This window comes from Weizmannia sp. FSL W8-1119, from assembly GCF_038008605.1.
GTDB classification, from domain to species: Bacteria; Bacillota; Bacilli; order Bacillales; family Bacillaceae_C; genus Weizmannia; species Weizmannia coagulans.
On record NZ_JBBOZL010000001.1, the window covers coordinates 1,584,609 to 1,605,290 of the forward strand.

General features: G+C 49.2%; 23 protein-coding genes. 1 reads left to right on the forward strand and 22 read right to left on the reverse strand.

Going from position 1 to position 20,682, the window contains the following annotated elements:
- Positions 1-10: 10 nt before the first annotated feature.
- The 18 genes from NSQ19_RS07670 to NSQ19_RS07755 all read right to left on the reverse strand — a co-directional run bounded on the left by NSQ19_RS07670 (position 11) and on the right by NSQ19_RS07755 (position 16,156).
- Positions 11-1,111, reverse strand: coding sequence for a prephenate dehydrogenase (locus NSQ19_RS07670; RefSeq protein ID WP_013859502.1), 1,101 nt, complete (start codon positions 1,109-1,111; stop codon positions 11-13).
- Between the two features lie 64 nt (positions 1,112-1,175).
- The gene (hisC, locus tag NSQ19_RS07675) at positions 1,176-2,270 is read right to left on the reverse strand and encodes a histidinol-phosphate transaminase (protein WP_340702670.1); all 1,095 of its coding nucleotides are present in this window, start codon (positions 2,268-2,270) and stop codon (positions 1,176-1,178) included.
- Between the two features lie 89 nt (positions 2,271-2,359).
- Complete coding sequence (gene aroH, locus NSQ19_RS07680) at positions 2,360-2,722, reverse strand: chorismate mutase (protein ID WP_061566822.1); 363 nt, start codon at positions 2,720-2,722, stop codon at positions 2,360-2,362.
- Positions 2,719-3,801: a 3-dehydroquinate synthase gene (gene aroB / locus NSQ19_RS07685; protein ID WP_340702671.1), complete on the reverse strand. Its 1,083-nt coding sequence runs from the start codon at positions 3,799-3,801 to the stop codon at positions 2,719-2,721. Before aroB ends, aroH begins: the two co-directional genes overlap by 4 nt.
- Positions 3,802-4,971, reverse strand: coding sequence for a chorismate synthase (aroC, locus tag NSQ19_RS07690; protein ID WP_061566824.1), 1,170 nt, complete (start codon positions 4,969-4,971; stop codon positions 3,802-3,804).
- Between the two features lie 82 nt (positions 4,972-5,053).
- Complete coding sequence (locus tag NSQ19_RS07695; RefSeq protein WP_013859507.1) at positions 5,054-5,842, reverse strand: CheR family methyltransferase; 789 nt, start codon at positions 5,840-5,842, stop codon at positions 5,054-5,056.
- Between the two features lie 105 nt (positions 5,843-5,947).
- Positions 5,948-6,394: a nucleoside-diphosphate kinase gene (ndk, locus tag NSQ19_RS07700; RefSeq protein ID WP_340702672.1), complete on the reverse strand. Its 447-nt coding sequence runs from the start codon at positions 6,392-6,394 to the stop codon at positions 5,948-5,950.
- A 151-nt stretch (positions 6,395-6,545) separates the two neighbouring features.
- Positions 6,546-7,508: a heptaprenyl diphosphate synthase component II gene (gene hepT, locus NSQ19_RS07705; RefSeq protein ID WP_340702673.1), complete on the reverse strand. Its 963-nt coding sequence runs from the start codon at positions 7,506-7,508 to the stop codon at positions 6,546-6,548.
- A gap of 18 nt (positions 7,509-7,526) precedes the next feature.
- Entirely contained in the window at positions 7,527-8,231 is a 705-nt protein-coding gene (locus tag NSQ19_RS07710; RefSeq protein WP_013859510.1) for a demethylmenaquinone methyltransferase, read from the reverse strand.
- 2 nt (positions 8,232-8,233) lie between these two features.
- A complete protein-coding gene (locus NSQ19_RS07715; protein WP_315958419.1) occupies positions 8,234-9,043 on the reverse strand; it encodes a heptaprenyl diphosphate synthase component 1 in 810 nt (269 codons plus the stop codon).
- A gap of 96 nt (positions 9,044-9,139) precedes the next feature.
- Positions 9,140-9,370: a trp RNA-binding attenuation protein MtrB gene (mtrB, locus tag NSQ19_RS07720; RefSeq protein WP_013859512.1), complete on the reverse strand. Its 231-nt coding sequence runs from the start codon at positions 9,368-9,370 to the stop codon at positions 9,140-9,142.
- Positions 9,371-9,625: 255 nt separating this feature from the next.
- Positions 9,626-9,898, reverse strand: a complete 273-nt coding sequence (locus NSQ19_RS07725; RefSeq protein ID WP_013859513.1) for an HU family DNA-binding protein — start codon at positions 9,896-9,898, stop codon at positions 9,626-9,628.
- 293 nt (positions 9,899-10,191) lie between these two features.
- Positions 10,192-11,670, reverse strand: a complete 1,479-nt coding sequence (gene spoIVA / locus NSQ19_RS07730) for a stage IV sporulation protein A (protein WP_013859514.1) — start codon at positions 11,668-11,670, stop codon at positions 10,192-10,194.
- A 246-nt stretch (positions 11,671-11,916) separates the two neighbouring features.
- Entirely contained in the window at positions 11,917-12,633 is a 717-nt protein-coding gene (locus tag NSQ19_RS07735) for a hypothetical protein (protein ID WP_340702674.1), read from the reverse strand.
- An 18-nt stretch (positions 12,634-12,651) separates the two neighbouring features.
- A complete protein-coding gene (locus tag NSQ19_RS07740; protein WP_235920050.1) occupies positions 12,652-12,840 on the reverse strand; it encodes a DUF2768 domain-containing protein in 189 nt (62 codons plus the stop codon).
- A 259-nt stretch (positions 12,841-13,099) separates the two neighbouring features.
- The gene (locus NSQ19_RS07745) at positions 13,100-14,140 is read right to left on the reverse strand and encodes an NAD(P)H-dependent glycerol-3-phosphate dehydrogenase (RefSeq protein ID WP_013859517.1); all 1,041 of its coding nucleotides are present in this window, start codon (positions 14,138-14,140) and stop codon (positions 13,100-13,102) included.
- 20 nt (positions 14,141-14,160) lie between these two features.
- Positions 14,161-15,471, reverse strand: a complete 1,311-nt coding sequence (der, locus tag NSQ19_RS07750; protein ID WP_013859518.1) for a ribosome biogenesis GTPase Der — start codon at positions 15,469-15,471, stop codon at positions 14,161-14,163.
- An 88-nt stretch (positions 15,472-15,559) separates the two neighbouring features.
- The gene (locus NSQ19_RS07755) at positions 15,560-16,156 is read right to left on the reverse strand and encodes a YphA family membrane protein (RefSeq protein WP_207368218.1); all 597 of its coding nucleotides are present in this window, start codon (positions 16,154-16,156) and stop codon (positions 15,560-15,562) included.
- A 100-nt stretch (positions 16,157-16,256) separates the two neighbouring features.
- Between NSQ19_RS07755 and NSQ19_RS07760 the strand changes: the two genes are divergently transcribed.
- Complete coding sequence (locus NSQ19_RS07760; protein ID WP_013859520.1) at positions 16,257-16,385, forward strand: YpzI family protein; 129 nt, start codon at positions 16,257-16,259, stop codon at positions 16,383-16,385.
- Between the two features lie 98 nt (positions 16,386-16,483).
- Here NSQ19_RS07760 and rpsA read toward each other — a convergent pair whose 3' ends face one another.
- The 4 genes from rpsA to ypeB form a co-directional block, all read right to left on the reverse strand.
- Positions 16,484-17,620: a 30S ribosomal protein S1 gene (gene rpsA, locus NSQ19_RS07765; RefSeq protein WP_013859521.1), complete on the reverse strand. Its 1,137-nt coding sequence runs from the start codon at positions 17,618-17,620 to the stop codon at positions 16,484-16,486.
- Positions 17,621-17,732: 112 nt separating this feature from the next.
- Positions 17,733-18,437, reverse strand: a complete 705-nt coding sequence (gene cmk / locus NSQ19_RS07770) for a (d)CMP kinase (RefSeq protein WP_017552425.1) — start codon at positions 18,435-18,437, stop codon at positions 17,733-17,735.
- A gap of 121 nt (positions 18,438-18,558) precedes the next feature.
- Positions 18,559-19,203, reverse strand: a complete 645-nt coding sequence (locus NSQ19_RS07775; RefSeq protein WP_013859523.1) for a flagellar brake protein — start codon at positions 19,201-19,203, stop codon at positions 18,559-18,561.
- A 122-nt stretch (positions 19,204-19,325) separates the two neighbouring features.
- A complete protein-coding gene (gene ypeB, locus NSQ19_RS07780) occupies positions 19,326-20,675 on the reverse strand; it encodes a germination protein YpeB (RefSeq protein WP_340702675.1) in 1,350 nt (449 codons plus the stop codon).
- Between the last annotated feature and the right edge of the window lie 7 nt (positions 20,676-20,682).

Here is a 20,682-nt window from a genome sequence, read left to right on the forward strand (position 1 = left end):
CCACCACCTTCTATTGGATATAGACTTCATGCGGGGTTTCTTTTTTTAAAAGATTCATGGCTAGATCACGGTCGTTTTCCGAGCGAAAACTGATCCGGAGCACGCCGTATATATCTTCCCGCGCCTCAAGAATGCGTATATTCGTAATAGAAATTCCTTTTTCCGCCAGTTTATTGGTAATTTGAGAAACAACCCCCGGGACATCCGGAATATCGACAAATAAATCGTAAAAAGACGGGATTGCGCCCGATCCACTGATTGGAAGGCAGTCGCGGTATTGTTTCGCTTCCGCATAAAAGCGGTGCAGAAGCTCATACTTGTTGTCTGCAAGCGCCTTTTTCACTTCCTGAAGATTTTCCGCCCATCTGTCCAAAAGCCTGATCAGGTTTTCCCTGTTGCCGCAAGAGATGTCCGCCCACATTTGCGGGTTTGAGGAGGCAATCCGTGTAATATCACGGAACCCCCCGGCAGCAAGCCTTTTTAAAAGGGGATATTCCGCATCAGCGTCTTTCACAAGATGGACAAGTGACGCTGCGATAACATGCGGAAAATGGCTGATGACTGCAACCATTTCATCATGCATTTCCGGAGAAACGGTGATGAAATTTGCCTTTGTTCCTTTCAGCCACTGTTTCAATTCTTCCGTCCGCTGATCTTGTTCATGGAAAGGCGTAAGCAAATAAAAGGCATTTTCAAACAGGGACAGGCTGGCGGCCGTAACGCCGCTTTTATGGGAACCGGCCATCGGATGCCCGCCGATAAAAACGGTGTTGTTGCCGGCGAGCCGCTGCGCCTTTGCCATGATGCTTTCTTTCGTGCTGCCCGTATCGGTGATGATCACATTTTCCTTCAATTCCATTTGCCCGAGCTGCCCGATCAATTTTTCCGTTACAAGCACCGGCGTGGCCAATATAATTAAATCCGCGCCACGCACGCCGTCTTGGATCGTTTCCACGTAATCATCCACGACCATCAGGGCTTTTGCCATTTTCATCTCTTCCAATTTGGCATCATACCCTGTGACCCTTGCTTCCGGATGTTCCTTTTTAATGGTCAGGGCAATGGACCCCCCGATTAATCCGAGCCCGATCACAAACACATTTCCTTTCAAAGGTGCCACCTCTTTTTTGTAAAAAGGCGGCCTTTTGCTGTCAAAAGGCCCGCCGTTATCAAGTTCATTTGCGGCTTTCCAGAAAAGCCCCGATCGCCTCGAGTACGGGCCGGTTTTGTTCTTCCGACCCGATGGTAACCCGGACCGTCCCCGGCATCCCGAGTGCTTCCCCGGAGCGGACGATATATCCCCTGCCAAGCAAAAACCGGCAAACTTCCTCACTATCGCATTGAAAATCGATTAAAATAAAATTTGCCTGTGACGGGTAAAATGCAAGGCTGTTGCGGCGGCAAAACGCATAAAAGCGTTCGAGCCCCTGCCGGTTTTTGTCGCGGCAGCTCTGGATAAACGTCTGGTCCTCCAACGCCGCCTGTGCAGCCAGCTGGCCAAGGACATTGGTATTAAATGGCGGGCGCACCGGCTCGAGCTTTTGGATGATCGTTCGATCGGCAATCCCGTAGCCAACGCGTAAACCGGCCAGTCCGTAAATTTTCGAAAAGGTCCGGCTGACAATCAAATGATGATACCGGCGGAATAAGACAAGCGCCTGTTCGTAATCTTTTGCGACCACGTATTCGCTGTACGCTTCATCGATAAAAACGAGCACGTCTTCTGGCACGCGGTCAAGAAAAGCGGTCAACTCCTGTTCGGTCGTATACGTCCCCGTCGGATTGTTCGGGCTGCAAATCCAGACAACCGCCGTGTTTTCATCAATTTGCCCGAGCATCGCCTCCAGGTCATGCCGCCCGTCTTTTAAGGGTACTTCACGGACTTCGGCGCCCTCGATGATGGCATTATGTTTGTATTGGGAAAATGTCGGTGCGGCCATCACCGTATTTTTGCCCGGTTCGAGGAGTGACCTGGAAACGATTTGGATCAGTTCGTCCGTCCCGTTTGTAAAAATCAGTTCGGTTGGATCAACGCCGAGATGTGCGGCCATTTTCTGTCTCAGTTGTGCGGCGTGCCCGTCCGGATAACGGGTAAAAGCAGGCTGAAAGTTTTTCAAAGCCTTATCCACTTTCGGGGAATAGCCGAACGGATTTTCATTGGATGCCAGTTTTACGATTGAATCGAGCCTGTATTGTTTTTTCACTTCATCAATGGTCTTTCCGGGCACATATGCTTCTAAATCCGTAATTTGTGTTCTCCATTTCATCATCTTTTGCGAGGGTCCCCGGCTTCCACAGCGCAAGCCGGGGGGGGGTGATCGCATTCTCTCCTTTCGGTTCGTGGCGCGTTAAAATTCTTTTATTTTGTTAAATCCGGCCGGAGCGCAGCTGCACGGCGCAAATACACGTGCTTTACGTCCTCCTGCCCAAGGTCCGTGTCAACATGGATCAGGATGCGGATGCAGCGGGCAAGGCTCCCTTCAACCGGAATTTCTTGCATATTCATAATCGGGACATACTTCCAGCCGCTGAATTGGCGCATGACTTTCGAAGGAAAAGCCGAACGGATATCGGCTGTTGCCGAGAACAAAAGGGAAGCGACCCGGTCCGGCTTGATCCCGTTTTTTTCGATCAAGGCATTCATCAGCTCAGTAGTAGCAGCAAGGACTTCGCTTTCGTGATCGCGCTCGACCGTAGTCGCTCCGCGTATTCCGCGTATCATGTATGCAAATCCCCCTTTTGCTGCAGCAGAAACAGACGGCTCAGCCGTTCTTTGTCCACTTCAGCCAGCACCGGTTTGCCGACAGACGCAAGCAGGACGAAGTGAATATTGCCGGCAATTGTTTTTTTATCGCGTTTCATATAAGCATAGATTTCGTCAAATGCTGCGCCAGCCGGAATTTTCCAATCATAGCCGAGCGTTTCGATCCAGCTGAGAAATTGCGGCAAATCAAATTGAAGGCCGGTCTGTTCCCTGCTGATCAAAAGAGCGTAAACGATGCCGGTCATGATCGCTTCGCCATGGGTGATTTTCCCGAACCCGCCGTGCGCCTCAAGGGCATGCCCAAGCGTATGCCCGAAATTCAAAAAGGCACGCACACCCGTTTCTTTTTCATCTTTGCGGACAATATCTGCCTTTACTTTGATCCCTTTTTTCAACAAGTCCGGAAGATGCGGGGATAAAAGATGCCCGCCGTCCGGAATCTTTGTTTGTAATTCTTTAAGGAACTCCCCATCCGAAAGAAGCGCATGCTTTACAAGTTCGGCAAATCCGCTTAACAGCTGCTTTTTGGGGAGCGTGCGCAGGAAATCCGTGTCATACAATACAAATTCCGGCTGGTAAAAAGCGCCGACGAGGTTTTTTCCAAGCGGGTGATTGATCGCCACTTTGCCGCCGACCGCGCTGTCATGGGCCAAAATGGTTGTCGGGATTTGAATAAACGCAATGCCGCGCATATAGGTTGCCGCCACAAAACCGGCAAGATCGCCGACCGCGCCCCCTCCAAAGGCAAGAATGCATGATTTCCGGTCTAAATGATGTTCCACGGCAAACGTCAAAGCTTCCTGGTAGACTTCAAACGTTTTGGCATCTTCCCCCCCTGGCACGGTCAGTACACACTGTTCCGCGCTTTCCGGAAGCTGCGAAAGCAGTTTGTCCAAGTGAAGCGGCCGGACGTTTTGATCCGTTATGACCATGCAGCGCGTATATTTGCGGACGAGCGGGCCCAGCTCCTGCAGCGCGCCGCTTGCTATGTATACCGGGTACTGTTTTGTTTCTGTATCAATGATGATCGTTTCCATTTAAAACAACCTTCCGTATTCTCTTTGCTCCGCAACCGTTTTTTTCAGCACATCCATCCTGTCGCTGTAAAACTGGTCGGTGATCGCTTCCGCCAACTCCCAGGCGACAACGGCCTCACAGACGACGCTTGCTGCCGGCACCGCACAGCTGTCGGAACGTTCGATGCTCGCTGCAAAAGGTTCCTTCGTTTCGATATCAACGCTTTGAAGCGGCTTATACAATGTCGGGATCGGCTTCATTACGCCTCTTACGACAATCGGCATGCCGGTTGTCATACCGCCTTCAAAGCCGCCGAGGCGGTTTGTTTTGCGCGTATAGCCCGTTTCTTCCGACCAGGCGATTTCATCATGGACTTCGCTCCCGGGCCGGTGTGCCATTTCAAAGCCAAGCCCGAATTCCACCCCTTTAAACGCATTGATGCTGATGATGGCGCGCGCGAGCCTGGCATCCAGCTTCCGGTCGTAATGAACATAACTGCCAACACCGGCCGGCATCCCGGTTGCGATCACTTCGACAATGCCGCCGATCGAGTCGCCGTTTTTCTTTGCCGTGTCGATGGCTTCCATCATTTTTTGCGCCGCCCCGTCATCCAAACAGCGTACCGGTGAACCGTCCGCTTTTTCCTGCAAGGAAGCAAGGGAATCATATGGCACCTTTTCCGCGCGGACACCCCCGATTTCAAGCACGTGCGAGGCCACTTCGATGCCGAGCTCTTTCAGCAATTTTTTCGCGACAGCCCCGGCAGCCACACGAACGGTGGTCTCGCGTGCGGAAGAGCGTTCGAGCACATTGCGCAAATCCCTGTGCCCGTATTTGATCCCGCCGGCAAGATCGGCATGCCCCGGGCGCGGGCGGGTCACACGCCGTTTCACGTCGTCCGCATCTTCAGGAAGGGGCTCAATGCCCATGATCTTATTCCAGTGCACCCAGTCCCTGTTTTCAACCGTGAGCGCAACCGGCGAACCGAGCGTCAATCCGTGGCGGACGCCGGCAGAAATCATTGCCCTATCTTTTTCTATCTGCATTCTCCGCCCCCGCCCGTAACCTTTCTGCCTTCTGGCAAGGTCAGTGTTAATTTCTTCAGCTGTCAGCGGCATGCCCGCCGGAAGGCCTTCAATAATGGTGGTCAGCGCCGGTCCGTGTGACTCGCCTGCCGTCAAATATCTCATTCTGCATCCCCCTTCATCACTTTAAAGCATTACATATCTATCACTATACCACAATCGCTGTAAATCGAATAGATGGAGCGCTTTATATTTTTTTATAGAAAAAGGTATCTTCAATTTCAAATCCATACGCGGCCGGATTGAAAATCTGTTCCGTGCTACCGACAAATAATATGCCGTTTGCCGACAGCGTTTTGCTGAAATTCCGGTAAACAGACACTTTGGCTTCTTCTGTAAAGTAAATCAGCACGTTCCGGCAAATAATCAGATCCGCTGCTGGATAAGGGTCGTGCAGCAGATTATGTTGTTTGAATATCACCGCCCGCCTGATTTCGTCCGCAATTTGATAGAACGGGCCCCCGCCGCTTTTTTGAAAATATTTTTGTTTCATTTCGCGCGGCACCTCAAGGATCGAACGTTCGGAATAAACGCCGGCTTCTGCTTTCTGCAGGGCTTTTTGATCAATATCGGTCGCCAGGATCTGAATCTTATTAAGCGGCAAATACTTTGACAGGATCATGGCCATCGTATACGGTTCTTCGCCCGTAGAGGAAGCGGCACTCCAGATTTTCAGTTTTTCTCCTTTTTCTTTCAGCAGCCCGGGCAAAATGTTCCGTTCGAGCACATCCCATCTCGACTTATTTCTGAAAAATTCTGAAACATTAATCGTCATTCTGTCCAAAAATTCTTCCAGCAAACGTTCGTTTTTGTCCAGTCCTTGAAAAAATTCGCTGAAAGATGAAAATCCTCTTTTTTCATATAATGTCGTCAGCCTTCTTTTCATTTGCGCTTCTTTATACAAAGATAAATCAATCCCCGTTTTCTTTTTGACTTGCGCAATGAACCGGCCGTAATCATCCAGTTCTGTTTTCATTATGCAATCCCCGTATTTTTATTCAGATTTGTTGGTTCATACCGTTTATTTTAACATAAAAAAAGATTGGCGCGGAGAGGATCGCCAATCTTTTTTTTGCATGATTTAATAAATCGAAGCATCCAGCGGCCGGCTGTATGAGATCAGCTCGTCTTCCCGGAAAAACAGGGAAATTTCACGTTTCGCGCTTTCTGGTGAGTCGGAACCGTGAATAATGTTTTTGCTGACAATCACGCCGTAATCGCCGCGGATCGTCCCCGGGGCGGCTTCGGCCGGATTCGTTTTGCCCATCATTTGCCGAGCAGTGGCGATGATGTTTTCGCCTTCCCAAACCATGGCAAAGACCGGACCGGAAGTAATAAATGCCACGAGATCATTGAAAAAAGGGCGTTCTTTATGCTCAGCGTAATGCTTTTTTGCAAGTTCATCTGAAATTTGCATCAATTTTGCCCCCGCAAGCCGAAACCCTTTCTTTTCAAAGCGGGAAACGATTTCGCCGATCAGCTGGCGGCTGACCCCATCCGGTTTTACCATTAAAAAAGTCCTTTCCATCTTCATCCACTCCATTCGCATTTCTACTATGTAAGGCATCTTGGCCATAGAAAATCGTACCATGATGGCGGGAAAATCTCAATATGTTTGAAGTAAGCGCTTCAAAACCGGGCCGCCAATGCAGGGCACTGCCCGGCAGCCCTGCTTTCTTTTAAAACTTTCTTTTTCCCATATAACGTGCCAAATCTGCCAGCATTTTTTTAAAACGGGTATCCGGAAGCTGCTCAAGCGAACTGAGCGCTTTCTCTAGATAGCAGTTGCTCACTGCATAGGACCGTTCGATCGCGCCGGACTGTTTGACCAGTCTGACAACGTCTTCAAGCTCCGCTTTTGGCATGTGCTCATGGACATATTCCAGCTTTTTTCTGATTTTTGGGTCTTCCCTTGCAAAAAGCACCGGAAGCGTTACATTGCCCTGGCGCAAATCTTCGCCTGCCGGTTTTCCAAGCTGCTTCTCCGTGCCGGTAAAATCCAGGATATCATCAATAATTTGATAGCTCATCCCGACATTGTAGCCAAACCGGTATAATTGGCGGTGAGTTTTTTCGTCAGCGCCCGCTGCAATCGCCCCGAGCTGGCAGCTGACAGCAATCAGCAAAGCCGTTTTCCGCTTGATCCGCCTTAAGTAACAGCGCAAATTCTGATTAAACCGGTATTTATCCTTGATTTGCTCGATTTCGCCGACGCACACTTCAACAAGTGTATCCGCCAGAATCTGATGGGCGGAGAGATCCTCCACTTTTGTAATGTATTCAAGCGCGGTTGCGAGAATATAATCGCCTGTATACATGGCAATCCGGTTGTCCCACTTGGCTTTTACGGTCGGCTGTCCCCTGCGCAGTTCGGCATCATCAATGACATCATCGTGCACGAGCGACGCCATATGGATCAATTCCAGTGCAACAGCGACATTTTTGACACGTTCGATTTCGTAATCCCCGAATTTCGCGCCGAGCAGCACAAATACAGGGCGAATCCTTTTCCCTCCCGCTTTCAGCAAACTTTCAGATGCCTGCTGTATCAAAGCAGCGTTTGATGCGACAGCGTTGTCCAGCTCTTGTTCAATAAGCTCAATATCCGTTTTTAAAAACGAGTACAGCATTTGTACCTTCATTCCGTCTCCATCCGATCATCATTTCTCTTTCAAGGCAATATGTGCAGCTGCGGCCCCGCCGGCAAACGGCTTGTACAAAATCCGGCCAAAACCCGCATCGGAAAATGCAGCCGCCAGTTCTTCCATTCCAGGAAACTGCAGTGCAGATTCCTGAAGCCAGGAATATTCCCGGTAGCTTTTTGCCAACCATTGTCCGAGAAGCGGCATGATCCGGCGGAAATAAAAGTAATAAAGCTGCCTGTACCCGGGAATGACCGGCTGGGAGGTTTCCAGGCAGGCCGCCATGCCGCCGGGCTTCAGCACCCTGTACATTTCCTGCAAAACCTGTTTGTAGTCCGGGACATTCCTGAGCCCGAACCCGACCGTCACATAATCAAACGTTCCATCTTCAAACGGCAGTTCCATTGCATTTCCGTAACGGAGCGAGACATTTTTCAAGCCGAGCGCGTCCACTTTCCGCTTCCCGACTTCAAGCATGCTTTCACTGAAATCGAGCCCTGTCACACTGCCGGATTCGCCGACTGCCTCTGCGAGGGCAATTGTCCAGTCCGCCGTCCCGCAGCACAGATCGAGTGCGCTGCTCCCTTCTCTTACCGCCATTTTCCGCATCAGGTCTTTCCGCCACCGCTTATGCTGGCTGAAGCTGATCACCGAGTTCATCCTATCGTAGTTTTGCGAAATTTTTTCGAAAATGGCGTGTACCCGTTCTTCTTTTGGCATCATGGTTACCCTTCCTCCGCATATAATCTCGTTGTATCACCATACCGCCCCATCAGCAGGCGGATCCGCTCTGAAAGCATTTCGTTTCCGCAAGACATGGCCGCAGCCTGCAACGCACGGATGCTTTCTTTCAAATACTTCTCACAAATATAAAACAGTTTTCGCTTTTTCTCATGCGGCAGCTGCTCAAAAGGGCGCCCGTCACCCGGGTAAGCCATTTTGTTCAGGGCTTCAAACAGGATGGAGCGCTTCCCGTTTTCGGCCTGCTCCTTTTCCCTTAACAGCCGGTTAAACAAAAGCAGTTCCTCGCTTAAGCGGATGAGCGGCTGTGAACCGAAAAACTGCATAAATTTTGTAATAATCGCGGATTCGGTTTTTTTCAAATGCCCAACGAACGTCTCCGCGTCGGAATTGTCAAATTGGTAAAGCCTCACTTTATATTCATTTACGGATTTGATTCCTTCCGCCAGTATGCCGACAAGCCGGACGTTGTGCACGCCCGCAAGCAGTTTGTAGTAAAGGCTGCTGAAATAATCCCCCGCCAGAACGGTAAGCTGGCGGCTTTTTTGATTTTCATTTGCATTGGTTACTTTTTCATGGGTGTCAAGGGCAATCTGGATCAGCATGGCAGTCGCAACAAACTGCTTCACTTCATGTTCCGTATAAGGCTGCCCCGCAAGGCTGCTTATCAAAAGCAGAATCCGGTCTTCATCTATGTATGGGGCATCAATAAACTGATTTAGATAGTCGTGTGCCACTTCTTCTTCAATCGCCTGTTTGATTGCGGCAATTTGCTGCTCCCTCTGGTATGACATAACCCTTTCCCCGTTTCTTCGTTGATCTGGCCTAAAAATAAGCTGTAGTTTATTATATCACATATGTAAAATGGCCGTTAACAAATTGATTCCGGTTTATTTTTTCGCTTCGCTGCGCAAATTCCCGATGCCGGTCAGGATTTGCGCTTCGCCGCGAATCTTGATCATGGAAGTATGTTCGGTAAACTGTGCGACCAGCACTTCGCCATCATCCAGCATTTCCGTATGGTTCAGCTTCGTATCGGTACCCCTTGACAGCCCAATGACGCTCACCCCGTCCTGCAACGCTTTCACGACGATATAATCCGCCTGCGCCTCTGCTTTCATTTTCAGGCCTCCTTTTTATTCGTTTAAAAAGCTTTTCATATATTCATCTTACCACAGCGCCGTTTGCAGTCAAAGCGCCGGAAACGCCGCGCTCAGGCGCTCCCCCCGGCTGTGCCGGGATTTCGCAGGCTTTTGCACCGGGAAAACGGGCGCCAAACGTATGCACGTTTCCCTTTTTCCGTTTTTTGGACCCTGCTGTATTAAAAAAAGGCTGCCCAGGCAGCCTTTTTTCCGCTCAAAGCCAACCATATGTAATTACTTCACTGCGTCTTTAAGCGCTTTCCCCGGCTTGAATGCAGGCACTTTGCTTGCCGCAATGTCGATTTCCTCGCCGGTTTGCGGGTTTCTTCCTTTACGGGCAGCGCGTTCGCGCACTTCGAAATTACCAAACCCGATCAGTTGGACTTTATCTCCGTTTGCCAATGCATTTTGAATTGTATCAAAAATAGCGTCAACTGCTTTTGTCGTATCCTTTTTGGAAAGTTCGGTAGCTTCTGCCACTGCATTGATTAAATCCGTTTTATTCATTCCATTCACCTCCTCCAAAAGAAACATAGAAGTCATTTCCAGCTTCTTCTCTTCAGTGTATACGGTTTTCCCTCATCATAAACGTTTAAAACCGGATAGAATCAGGCTTTTCAGCACCAATTCTGTTAAAAGATTATCATAATCGCAAGAGAGGTGCAAGAACTATTCGCTAACAAAGGAAAACTTTTCAACTTTTTTTCGGATTTAAAGTACTTTTCCCGAAAAATTCAAACTTGCGGAAAACATATTTTGCGGGTGCACGGATACAAAAAAGGGATACCGCGGTATCCCTCTTACAAAATAATGGCGATCAGGCCGCCTGACCCTTCGTTAATGATCCGTTCGAGCGTTTCTTTTAACTTATAGCGGGCATTTTCCGGCATGAGCGATAATTTTGCCTGGATGCCTTCCCTGACAATGGAACTTAAGTTGCGCCCGAAAATATCCGAATTCCAGATGGACAGCGGGTCATCTTCAAAATCCTGCATCAGGTACCGCACAAGCTCCTCGCTCTGCTTTTCCGTCCCGATGATCGGGGCAAATTCCGATTCGACATCGACTTTGATCATATGGATGGACGGCGCCACCGCTTTCAGCCGGACGCCGAAACGGGATCCCTGGCGGATGATTTCCGGCTCATCCAGGCTCATATCCTGCAGGGAAGGTGAGGCAATCCCATAGCCGGTTTGTTTCACCATTTTTAGGGCATCGGAAATTTGATCGTATTCCGATTTCGCATGGGCGAAATCCTGCATCAGCTCGAGCAGATGATCCTTGCCGCGGATTTCAACGCCGACGATTTCCTTTAAAACCTGATCGTACAGTTCATCCGGCGCCTCGAGGTCGATTTCCGCCACCCCTTGCCCCATTTCAATGCCGGCAAGGCTTGCAGATTCAATAAACTCATATTCGTTAAAAGCCTGGACAACGCGGTCCACATCGCGCAGCCGCTTAATGTCTTTTACCGACTCTTTCACGGCGTCCTGATAATTTTCACGCAGCCAGTGGTTTTCTTTTAACACCATCACCCAGCTCGGCAGGTTCACATTGACTTCCAGTACCGGAAATTCGTACAGCGCTTCACGCAGCACATTCAGCACATCGGCTTCACGCATGCTTTCCACTGACATGGCGAGCACCGGAAGATCATATTTTTCCTGCAATTCCGTCCTCAGTATTTCCGTCTCCGGATGGTGCGGCTTTGCCGAATTGACAACAATGATAAACGGTTTTCCGACTTCTTTTAACTCGGCAACAACCCTTTCCTCCGCTTCCACGTAATCCTCACGCGGAATTTCGCCGATCGTGCCGTCTGTTGTGATCACAACCCCGATGCTTGAATGTTCCTGAATGACCTTTCTCGTGCCGATTTCCGCCGCTTCGTGGAAGGAAATCGGTTCTTCATACCACGGCGTATGGATCATGCGCGGGCCGTTTTCATCTTCATATCCTTTCGCGCCCGGAACCGTGTAGCCGACACAGTCGACAAGCCGGATATTCACATCAAGCCCTTCATCGACATGGACAGCAACCGCCTGGTTCGGCACAAATTTCGGTTCTGTCGTCATAATCGTTTTCCCGGCCGCGCTTTGCGGGAGTTCGTCCTGCGCCCGGTTTCTGTCCGCTTCGTTTGTAATGTTCGGAAGCACAACGAGTTCCATGAATTTTTTAATAAAAGTGGATTTCCCCGTTCTGACGGCGCCCACGACCCCCAAATAAATATCGCCGCCCGTACGTTCTGCAATATCTTTAAAAATATCAACTTTTTCCAATTTGTTTCCCTCCCCACATTCGTTCCCGGGACACCATCATTCGCGCTGATGATAAGACATTATATGTGTATGATGTTGTCCGACCGCCTTATGTCTATAAAATGATTTTTTTATAGATTTTCAAAAAGTCGCTGTACAGGATTTGCCTCCTGTTTATTTTTTCAAAATTTTTCCTTGCGAAGAGACGCGGGACCTAAAAAATAAACCCTTTCTCTAACAATATATTGGGATGAGAAAGGGTTATGACTATTTTGCCATAAATACCGGTTCATTTTTTTGATTTACGGTACAGGGAAGGGAATAAGCCGGTACAAACGGAGAGCCTTCGGTTAACAGCACGCGGATATCTTCCCCGGGTTTAAACGCCCGCTTGCCCGTTTTGAGCGCTTTTGCCAGATCAGCCCGGTAATCGACATAAATGCCGCCTCTGCCGGTAATGACAAGCGGCAGTTTCCGGCCGGTATACGGTGACACCACGTACGGATCTGTTTTGTAACCAAGCTTTTTAAAATCTAAAGCGTATACATTTCTTGTAATCTCTTTTTTAAACGGCGGATAGCCCTGGGACGCAATCCGGATTTGCAAGTCTCTTATTTTATCGGGTATTCTCGTATCAAACACTTTTACCACCGGATGATGTTCCGGATCAAGCAGCACATACTGCAGGGTGCCGCCGTTGTCATACGCATTTGCCGGCGGATCGGGCAGGTAGTTTTTCGGGCTTTTCAGTTTATTGAAATCAATCGGGTATTTTACGTAAACCGGCGTATTTTGCGGCTTTGTCTTGATCGGGAGCAGGCCGCCGTTGTCTTTCCGGTATGCATCTACCGCTTTTTGCACCATTTGAAGCTGCATGTCATCCGGCAGCCTGCTTTCTTTTTCCTGTGCCCCCGGATAAAGGCAGCCGCCTAAACTGATGCAGAAGAAAACGGTCAGAAGCAGCAGCATATTTTTGAAGCGCAAAATGATCTCCCCCTCCGGTTAATTTGCCGGCCCGCTCAGCACGATATAAGCCATAATCAGGCCGCCCAGCGCCAGGCAGGCATACGCAATCACAGCAGCCGCCCATTTGAACAGTTTTTGTTTCAGCCTATATCTGCTGGCAAGAATCAATACCATCGCCAAACAGAGCAGGCCCATGCCGAAAAGCGAAATCCACATATTCGCCATCCCCCGGGACAAAACAATCTCCCCTTTCTCCTTTGTAAAATTCGTAAACCTTTCGGACTTCGGACATTATATCATAAGCTTTTGAAATGTTTCAATTTACGGCATAAAAAAAGGCCGGGGCAAACGTCTGCCCCGGAGAAAAGGTTGACTATACCCAGCCTGCGCAGTTTAAAGCGAATTCTTTTTCCTTGCAGTTTATGCAGCATGCCTCCGTCCGGTATCATCCGAAAGCCTACCGGGACTTTTTTGCCAAGGAAAGCTAGTACTGTTCCCCCAGCACATCCATCAAACCTTCCATTTCATGTTTTTTCAGCCGGCCCATTAAATTGTCGACTGCTTCTTTCGGGTCAAGTCCTTCAAATAAGACATGGTAAAGGGCATCGGTAATCGGCATTTTGACTTCGTACCGGCTGGAGAGCTGGTACGCCGCCTTTGTTGTCCGGACGCCTTCCACGACCATTCCCATCTGTTCCAGCACATCATCGAGCTTTTTGCCTTTGCCGAGCATATTGCCGGCCCGCCAGTTCCGCGAGTGAACGCTCGTGCAAGTCACGATCAGGTCGCCAATCCCGGCAAGCCCTAAAAATGTCAGCGGATTTGCGCCCATTTTCGTGCCGAGCCGGGCGATTTCCGCAAGCCCTCTCGTCATTAAAGCGGCTTTCGCATTGTCCCCATAGCCGAGGCCGTCCGAAATGCCGGCTGCAAGTGCAATAATATTTTTCAGGGAACCGCCCAATTCGACGCCAATGATGTCGGGATTCGTATAGACGCGGAAATTCGAGTTCATAAAAATGTCCTGTGCTTTTTTGGCAGCTGCCATTTTTTTCGATGAAACGGTTACGGTTGTCGGGTGGCGCAGGCTGACTTCTTCAGCATGGCTCGGCCCCGATAAAACCGTCAGATCCCGCAGCAACGATTCCGGAATTTCTTCTTCAATCATTTCCGAAATGCGCATCAGGGAACCCGGTTCAATCCCTTTGGTGACATGGATGATGGAAAGCGGGCTTTTCCGCACCGCTTTCACTTGCCTGCATACATCGCGCACCGCTTTTGTAGGGACCGCCAGTACAGCGGTATCAATGCCGTTTAACGCTTCTTCAAGTGAAAAGGTGCCGGTAATTGCGGGTTGCAGCTTGATGCCCGGCAAATAAAAAGCGTTTGTATGGGATGTATTGATTTCATCGATCTGGCCTTTTTTGTTTCCCCACAACCTGACCTTAAAGCCGTTATCAGCCAAAACAATCGACAAGGCAGTGCCCCAGCTCCCCGCGCCGAGCACTGCGATCGTTTTTTTGGACAAATAAAACACCCTCTTTATATTTATTTACGCGCACGGGCGATGATATGGATCGGCGTTCCGGTAAAACCAAACGCATCACGGATCCGGTTTTCCAAAAACCGTTCGTACGAAAAATGCATCAATTCGGGATCATTGACAAACACAACGATCGTCGGCGGTTTGACGGAGACTTGCGTCGCATAAAAGATTTTCAGCCGCCGCCCTTTGTCTGTCGGCGTCGGATTCATCGCAACCGCATCTGTTATGACTTCATTCAGCACGCTGGACTTCACGCGCATCGCATGGTTCTCGCTGACCGTCTTAAGCAGCGGGAACAGCTGGTCCAGCCTCTTTTTTGTTTTTGCCGACACGTAAATGACCGGCGCATAATCAAGAAACTGGAAATGGTCCCGGATTTTCTGCGTAAACTGATCCATTGTTTTTTCATCTTTTTGAACGGCATCCCATTTGTTTACCACAATGATCACGCCGCGGCCCGCTTCATGGGCGTAGCCGGCAATCCGCTTATCCTGTTCCCGGATCCCTTCCTCGCCGTTTAAAACAACACAGACGACATCGGAACGCTCAATGGCCCTCAATGCGCGCAGCACACTGTATTTTTCCGTGTTTTCATACACTTTTCCTTTTTTGCGCATCCCTGCTGTATCAATCATAACATAAGTTTGGCCTTCATAAGTATAGACGGTATCCACCGCGTCTCTCGTCGTTCCCTCTATTTCACTGACAATGACGCGCTCTTCACCGAGAATCGCATTGAACAGGGAAGATTTTCCGACGTTCGGCCTCCCGATAAAACAAAATTTAATGACATCTTCCCCGTACTCCTCGTCCGCTTTCTCAGGAAAATGTTTGACAACTGCATCGAGCAGGTCGCCAAGGCCGAGGCCGTGCGCGCCGGATATCGGGAAAGGATCGCCAAAACCGAGGGCGTAAAAATCATAAATCTGGGTGCGCATCTCGGGATTGTCAACCTTGTTCACTGCCAGAACGACCGGCTTTTTTGACCGGTACAATATTTTGGCGACCATTTCATCCGCAGAAGTCACGCCTTCTCTACCGCTTGTAATAAAAATGATCACATCCGCTTCCTGGATGGCGATTTCAGCCTGCTGCCGGATCTGCTCGAGAAACGGTTCATCCCCGATATCAATGCCGCCTGTATCAATCACGTTAAATTCGTGTGTCAGCCATTCTGCCGGACTGTATATACGGTCTCTTGTCACTCCCGGAACATCTTCCACAATAGAAACCCGCTCTCCTACAATTCGGTTAAAAATGGTAGATTTGCCTACATTCGGGCGTCCGACAATTGCCACAACCGGTTTTGCCATACGATTCACCCTTTCTGTTCCGTTTTCGCAAAACAAATCAACTTTAGTAGTTTATCAATATTTTCTTGTTCAGGCAATATCCCACAAATCATCCCGGCCTTTCCTTTTTTGCTGCTTTTTCTGATATGAGATTCAAGGCGGCATCCATGATATGCCAGCCGTACGCATAGAGGAGAAAAAGCCCGGCGATATCGAGATATGCCGCAGAGCCTGCCGTAACATGGAAATCCCATTTTGCAAGCACCAGTGCATACAGAATTTCCCCTTGTGCCGTACCGGTCAGTGCGGCGGCAACGGCATCCATTTTTGAACGAAAAAGCAAATGGACAAGGATAAACAAAAACAGGCTGTAGCAAATGGTACGCCAGGCAAACATCCAGACCGGATCGTACAGTTCAAATAACAACAGGCCTGCATAGCCTGCCATCACGATAAAGACGCCGGCGAGCCGGGCCAAAAGCGCCCATTTCGAAAATTTGCCGAAGTACCCATAACCGGCAGCCATGATGACGATGAGCGCCCAACTGATATCGAGACGGCCCACCGCCGCTTGATGCGGAAAGCTGATCACGAGCAGCAAAGCAACCAGTGCTGCCGGAAACCGTAAACGGTGATGCCTGTCCAGCAAAAATGTCGCCCAAATCCATACCGCCCACATCACCCCCAAAAAAAATGCTCCTTCCACGGTGCACCCTCCTTTATCTCCATTATGGGAAAGATTGCACCGGGTTAACCGCAAGTTTTTCGCTTTTTTCAGGCATACTACAAACGGGGGTGAATGGGCAATGGGAAAAGACCGCCAGGAGAAAAAACTACGCCAAAGCGGGCGTGTGGAAAGCGACCGTGACCAGGCGCTCCACTACGGAGGGGCAACCCGCCTTGAAAGCGCTGATGAAGCACGCAAACGGCAGTAAAATGAGCGGTTAATAGGCAAGACAAAGCGCAAAAAAGCTGAGCGGCACCGGCTACACGGGCGCCTCTCAGCTTTTTCATTCCAACCGGACGGGCTTTTTTACTGCTTAAATTTCTTCAACTGGTCCCCGATCATATCCCCAAGCTGGAACCCGGTATTTTCTTCTGGAAGGTCATAATCAGAAGCTGCTGTATCAGCCTGTTCCAGTTCTTTCATGCTTAAGGACAAGCGGTGCGCCTGTTCGTTGACATCGAGCACTTTCACCTGCACTTCCTGACCTTCCCTTAACACTTCATGAGGGGTGGACACATGCTTATGGGAAATTTGTGAAATATGGACAAGCCCTTCAACGCCCGGGAATACTTCCACAAATGCCCCGAACGAAACCAAGCGTTTTACCGTCCCGGTAAGGACAGTCCCCTTCTGTGCTTTCTGTTCAATGCCTTCCCAGGGGCCCGGAAGTGTATCCTTGATGGACAAGGAAATCCGCCCGTTGTCCCGGTCCACCGACAACACTTTCACTTTGACCTTTTCCCCTTCTTTGACGACATCGGACGGCGTTTCCACCCGTTCATGCGCAAGCTGGGAAATATGGACAAGGCCGTCAATTCCGCCGATATCGACAAAAGCGCCGAAATTCGTCAGCCTTTGCACGGTCCCTTCCAGCACCTGGCCTGCTTCGAGATGGTCAAGAATATCCTGGCGTTTTTCTTCTTTTTCTTTTTCCACCACAGCCCGGTGTGATAAAATCAACCGGTTTTTGTCCTCGTCCAGTTCAACGATCAAAAAGGGCAATGTTTTCCCTTTATAGTCGGAGAAGTCTTCAACAAAGTGGTCCTCGACAAGCGATGCAGGGACAAAGCCGCGGACGCCCAAATCGACAACAAGGCCGCCTTTTACCACTTCATTAACTTCCGCTTCGATGATTTCCTGGTTTTCAAATTTTTCCTTCAGCTCATCCCATGCTTTTTCAGCATCATATTTCCGTTTGGAAAGAATGACGGCGTCTTCTTCCACTTTCGTAACGACGAGATTCAGCTCGTCCCCTTCTTTCACGGCATCTGATGCGGTTTCAATATGGAGATTGGAAAGCTCGCTGATCGGAATAATCCCGTCCACTTTGCTGCCTTCAATGGAAACGAGCACTTGCTTTTCCTCCACTTTGACAACCGATGCTTTCACTTTATCCCCTACAGAAAGGGACCGTACTTCTATTTCATTCATTTCGTCTGGCATATGTACTTCCTCCTTATCCGGCGCTTCAACTACCATTGAATATACCCGTTCTTTTCAAATTAATTCGTATAATTCAAAAAGAAACGCTTTCCTATCAAATTTCTAACATCTTTTACTTTTTGTCAAGTAAAGAAGCCGATTGCTGCTGGGTGATTTTTTCTTTTGCCATCGCAAGAATCTTTCCGGCAACTTCATCAATGTCCATGCTTGTCGTGTCCAGTTCTACGGCGTCCGCCGCTTTAGAGAGCGGTGAAACTTCCCGTTCGGAATCCAGCCTGTCCCTTTCCTCAATCTCCTGTTTTAAACGGCTGAGGTCTGAAGGGATCCCTTTTGCAACATTTTCGGCATGGCGCCGCTTTGCGCGCTCATCGGCGCTGGCCAGCAAAAAAATCTTCAATTCGGCATCCGGCAATACTTTTGTCCCGATATCCCGGCCGTCCATGACAACGCCGCCGCCACGGGCGAGCATCCGCTGCCGCTTGACCATTTCTTCACGGACAACGGCATGCTTTGAAACAGCTGAAACTGCTCTCGTCACTTCCCTTTCCCTGATCTTGCCGGTTACGTCTTCACCGTCGACAAAAACAATCTGGCCGTTTTCCCCCGGCTCCAGGCGGATATTTGTCTTGTACAAAAGTTTGGCAAGCGCATTGCCGTCTTCAAGGTCCGTTCCGTACTGCAGCGCTTTATAAGTAAGCGACCGGTACATTGCGCCTGTATCAATGTAAATATATTGCAACTGCTCGGCAACTTTTTTCGCCGCCGTGCTTTTCCCTGCAGCAGCAGGACCGTCGATGGCAATATTGATTTTTTTCATACAACGATTTCACCCTATTCTCTCTTGTTGCATATACCCGTTTTTTGAGTAGATAAAAGGATACACCCTCTTTATAGTGTACCATAAAATGGTGAATCCTCCTATCCATGAAATGCAAGTTTTATCCGGGAAGCCCCTTTTTACGGAGCAAAAGCTGCTGCTCGAAGCAAAAACGCAGGATATACTGCCTCTCTTTTGCGCTTGTATCTTTAAACTGGAGCGAGGCCCCCGTTTTTCCGCCGGTTTCAAACAGCCTGACGACGGAAAAAAGAAGCTGCAAGTACTGGTAGCCTTCTTTTAGTGGCAGGACAAGAAGCGCTTTTCCTGTTTCATGCTCCCCCGGGCGGATATTGCGAGGCAAGTAGACGGCGCAGCCGCCCGAACTGATGTCTTTTGTAACTGCCGTTGTTTTCAAATTGGATTCCGGAAAGGTGAGGGCAATATCGAGCGCGGCATCTACCCTGACATATTGCCGCCGCTGGATCTTGCGCACATCTTCCGGCTCCGGTGCGGATAAAATAAGCATCGGGATATTGCCGAGTTCCCTGCCGGTGACTTTTGATGAAAACCGGTAAGGAATCTGGCCGTCCGAAACGAAATCAACGAGCAGCCCCTGGCCAATCAGCAAAAATACGGTCCGGTTTGTTTCCAGGTCGATCGGGTAATCAATATAAATTTTATCCTCTTTTATATCCGCAATTTTACATCTATATCTTTTACCTGTATCTTTATCTTCCAGTGTGAGTTCCAGCCCGACTTTTAACATCTTCCCAAACCCCTTTTATAGATTCCAATCTTATTATGACACAGGCTGGGCAGTTTTGTATTCTTTTTTCGCGTTTCATTTCATTTTTTGCCAAAAGGCCCGGCTTGTATGCCGGGCAATGCTCATATGGACTTGCCGTATGCTCTTTCCGTGTTTTTCAGCTTTTCCACTTTTTCTTCGTTGCCGTTTTCCGCGTTGATATAGATCCGGTACGTTTCATCATGCAACACGCCGAGAAATTCATAACAAAGCACTTCCCGGTTCATGTCGCCGGTCATAATCGCAAGGCGGCTTTCCATAATGTCAAGCTTCGGGTTCACACGGGCTCTTGCTTCTTTTTCACTGATGGCGGGCTTTGGAATATCCCTTTTTTGATGGCTTTTCAGAAAATCATCTGCCACAAACCCGATCACCTGGCCGTTGTCAAGCGCCACTTTTAATTTGACCGTTTCCGGATAAATGCGGACATTCCCCTGTTTCGCAGCGAAAGAAAAAACACCGACATTGTCATATTGCGTGCTTTCAAACATGTCCATTTTCTCAAAATGATGCCGGTTTAAAAAATCCGCCGCTTTCTTTTGGGCCCCGTTTAAACTGATTTTTTGCTTCCCCACTGGGCGCTTGTTGAAAAACCAGACCGGGTATCCCCCTTTCCGCGTAACATCCGCGGTTGTTTCATGGCCGTTTTTGTCTTTTAAACGGACAGTATAAAAAGAAAAACGGGCGCCTTTTTGATTTGGCTTGGCTTCCGCCTTTCGGGCCGTTTTGACTCCGGCGTATTGTTTTACAGTGGCGACCGCCTGGTTTTTGCTGATCATTTTTCCTTCCAGGTGCTCATAATGGTCATCGCGGTTTTGGAAACTCGTAAAAGACGGGCTGTTCAAATCAGCATTGTCATAGCCTTTGACCGTCCTTTCGACCGTCTTAAAGCCGTCGATGATCGTGTTATCCTTCGTTTCTTTTCCTTGGGCAAGGGCGCGTTCCACGTCCATCCAGCGGAGATTGTGCTGTAAAACGTTATTTTGCACGCCCCGGAGCTGGTCCTGGATATCCGCGCTCTGGCCGTACAGTTTTTTCAGTGAAGCATACTCTTTATCGGATAAAGGTTCTTTGTCCAAATCGCGCACCGCCGTCCGGTAGCTGAAATTCCCGATATCAGTCAGAAATTCTTCCGTTTTATGAAAAGGCAGAAGCGATAACGGCAGCTGGCCGACATCCGCATGCGCTTCCGATGTCAGGCGCCACACTTCAGCCAGTGCCGGTGAAAGGGACTTGCGCGAATTCATGGCGAGGGTGTTTCCAATTTCATCATGCAAAAGGTCCACTCTGTATGCAAGGTCATGAAAAGCCCTTTGATACGTGCTTTCTGCATTTAACAAGACCGCCTCTTTTTCACGGTGCTCTTTATATGCCCAGGCAGCAGTCCCGCAAAGCCCGAGGGCAAGCACAACAATCATTGCCCGTTTCAGCATATTCATT

Bases quoted from the DNA above. Each gene is read 5' to 3' on its own strand.
- hisC (WP_340702670.1), bottom strand. From the start codon at position 2,270: ATGATGAAATGGAGAACACAAATTACGGATTTAGAAGCATATGTGCCC.
- aroH (WP_061566822.1), bottom strand. From the start codon at position 2,722: ATGATACGCGGAATACGCGGAGCGACTACGGTCGAGCGCGATCACGAA.
- aroB (WP_340702671.1), bottom strand. From the start codon at position 3,801: ATGGAAACGATCATCATTGATACAGAAACAAAACAGTACCCGGTATAC.
- aroC (WP_061566824.1), bottom strand. From the start codon at position 4,971: ATGAGATATTTGACGGCAGGCGAGTCACACGGACCGGCGCTGACCACC.
- NSQ19_RS07695 (WP_013859507.1), bottom strand. From the start codon at position 5,842: ATGAAAACAGAACTGGATGATTACGGCCGGTTCATTGCGCAAGTCAAA.
- ndk (WP_340702672.1), bottom strand. From the start codon at position 6,394: ATGGAAAGGACTTTTTTAATGGTAAAACCGGATGGGGTCAGCCGCCAG.
- hepT (WP_340702673.1), bottom strand. From the start codon at position 7,508: ATGAAGGTACAAATGCTGTACTCGTTTTTAAAAACGGATATTGAGCTT.
- NSQ19_RS07710 (WP_013859510.1), bottom strand. From the start codon at position 8,231: ATGATGCCAAAAGAAGAACGGGTACACGCCATTTTCGAAAAAATTTCG.
- NSQ19_RS07715 (WP_315958419.1), bottom strand. From the start codon at position 9,043: ATGTCATACCAGAGGGAGCAGCAAATTGCCGCAATCAAACAGGCGATT.
- mtrB (WP_013859512.1), bottom strand. From the start codon at position 9,370: ATGAAAGCAGAGGCGCAGGCGGATTATATCGTCGTGAAAGCGTTGCAG.
- NSQ19_RS07725 (WP_013859513.1), bottom strand. From the start codon at position 9,898: ATGAATAAAACGGATTTAATCAATGCAGTGGCAGAAGCTACCGAACTT.
- NSQ19_RS07740 (WP_235920050.1), bottom strand. From the start codon at position 12,840: ATGGCGAATATGTGGATTTCGCTTTTCGGCATGGGCCTGCTCTGTTTG.
- der (WP_013859518.1), bottom strand. From the start codon at position 15,471: ATGGCAAAACCGGTTGTGGCAATTGTCGGACGCCCGAATGTAGGCAAA.
- NSQ19_RS07760 (WP_013859520.1), top strand. From the start codon at position 16,257: ATGGGAAAAGACCGCCAGGAGAAAAAACTACGCCAAAGCGGGCGTGTG.
- rpsA (WP_013859521.1), bottom strand. From the start codon at position 17,620: ATGCCAGACGAAATGAATGAAATAGAAGTACGGTCCCTTTCTGTAGGG.
- cmk (WP_017552425.1), bottom strand. From the start codon at position 18,437: ATGAAAAAAATCAATATTGCCATCGACGGTCCTGCTGCTGCAGGGAAA.
- NSQ19_RS07775 (WP_013859523.1), bottom strand. From the start codon at position 19,203: ATGTTAAAAGTCGGGCTGGAACTCACACTGGAAGATAAAGATACAGGT.
- ypeB (WP_340702675.1), bottom strand. From the start codon at position 20,675: ATGCTGAAACGGGCAATGATTGTTGTGCTTGCCCTCGGGCTTTGCGGG.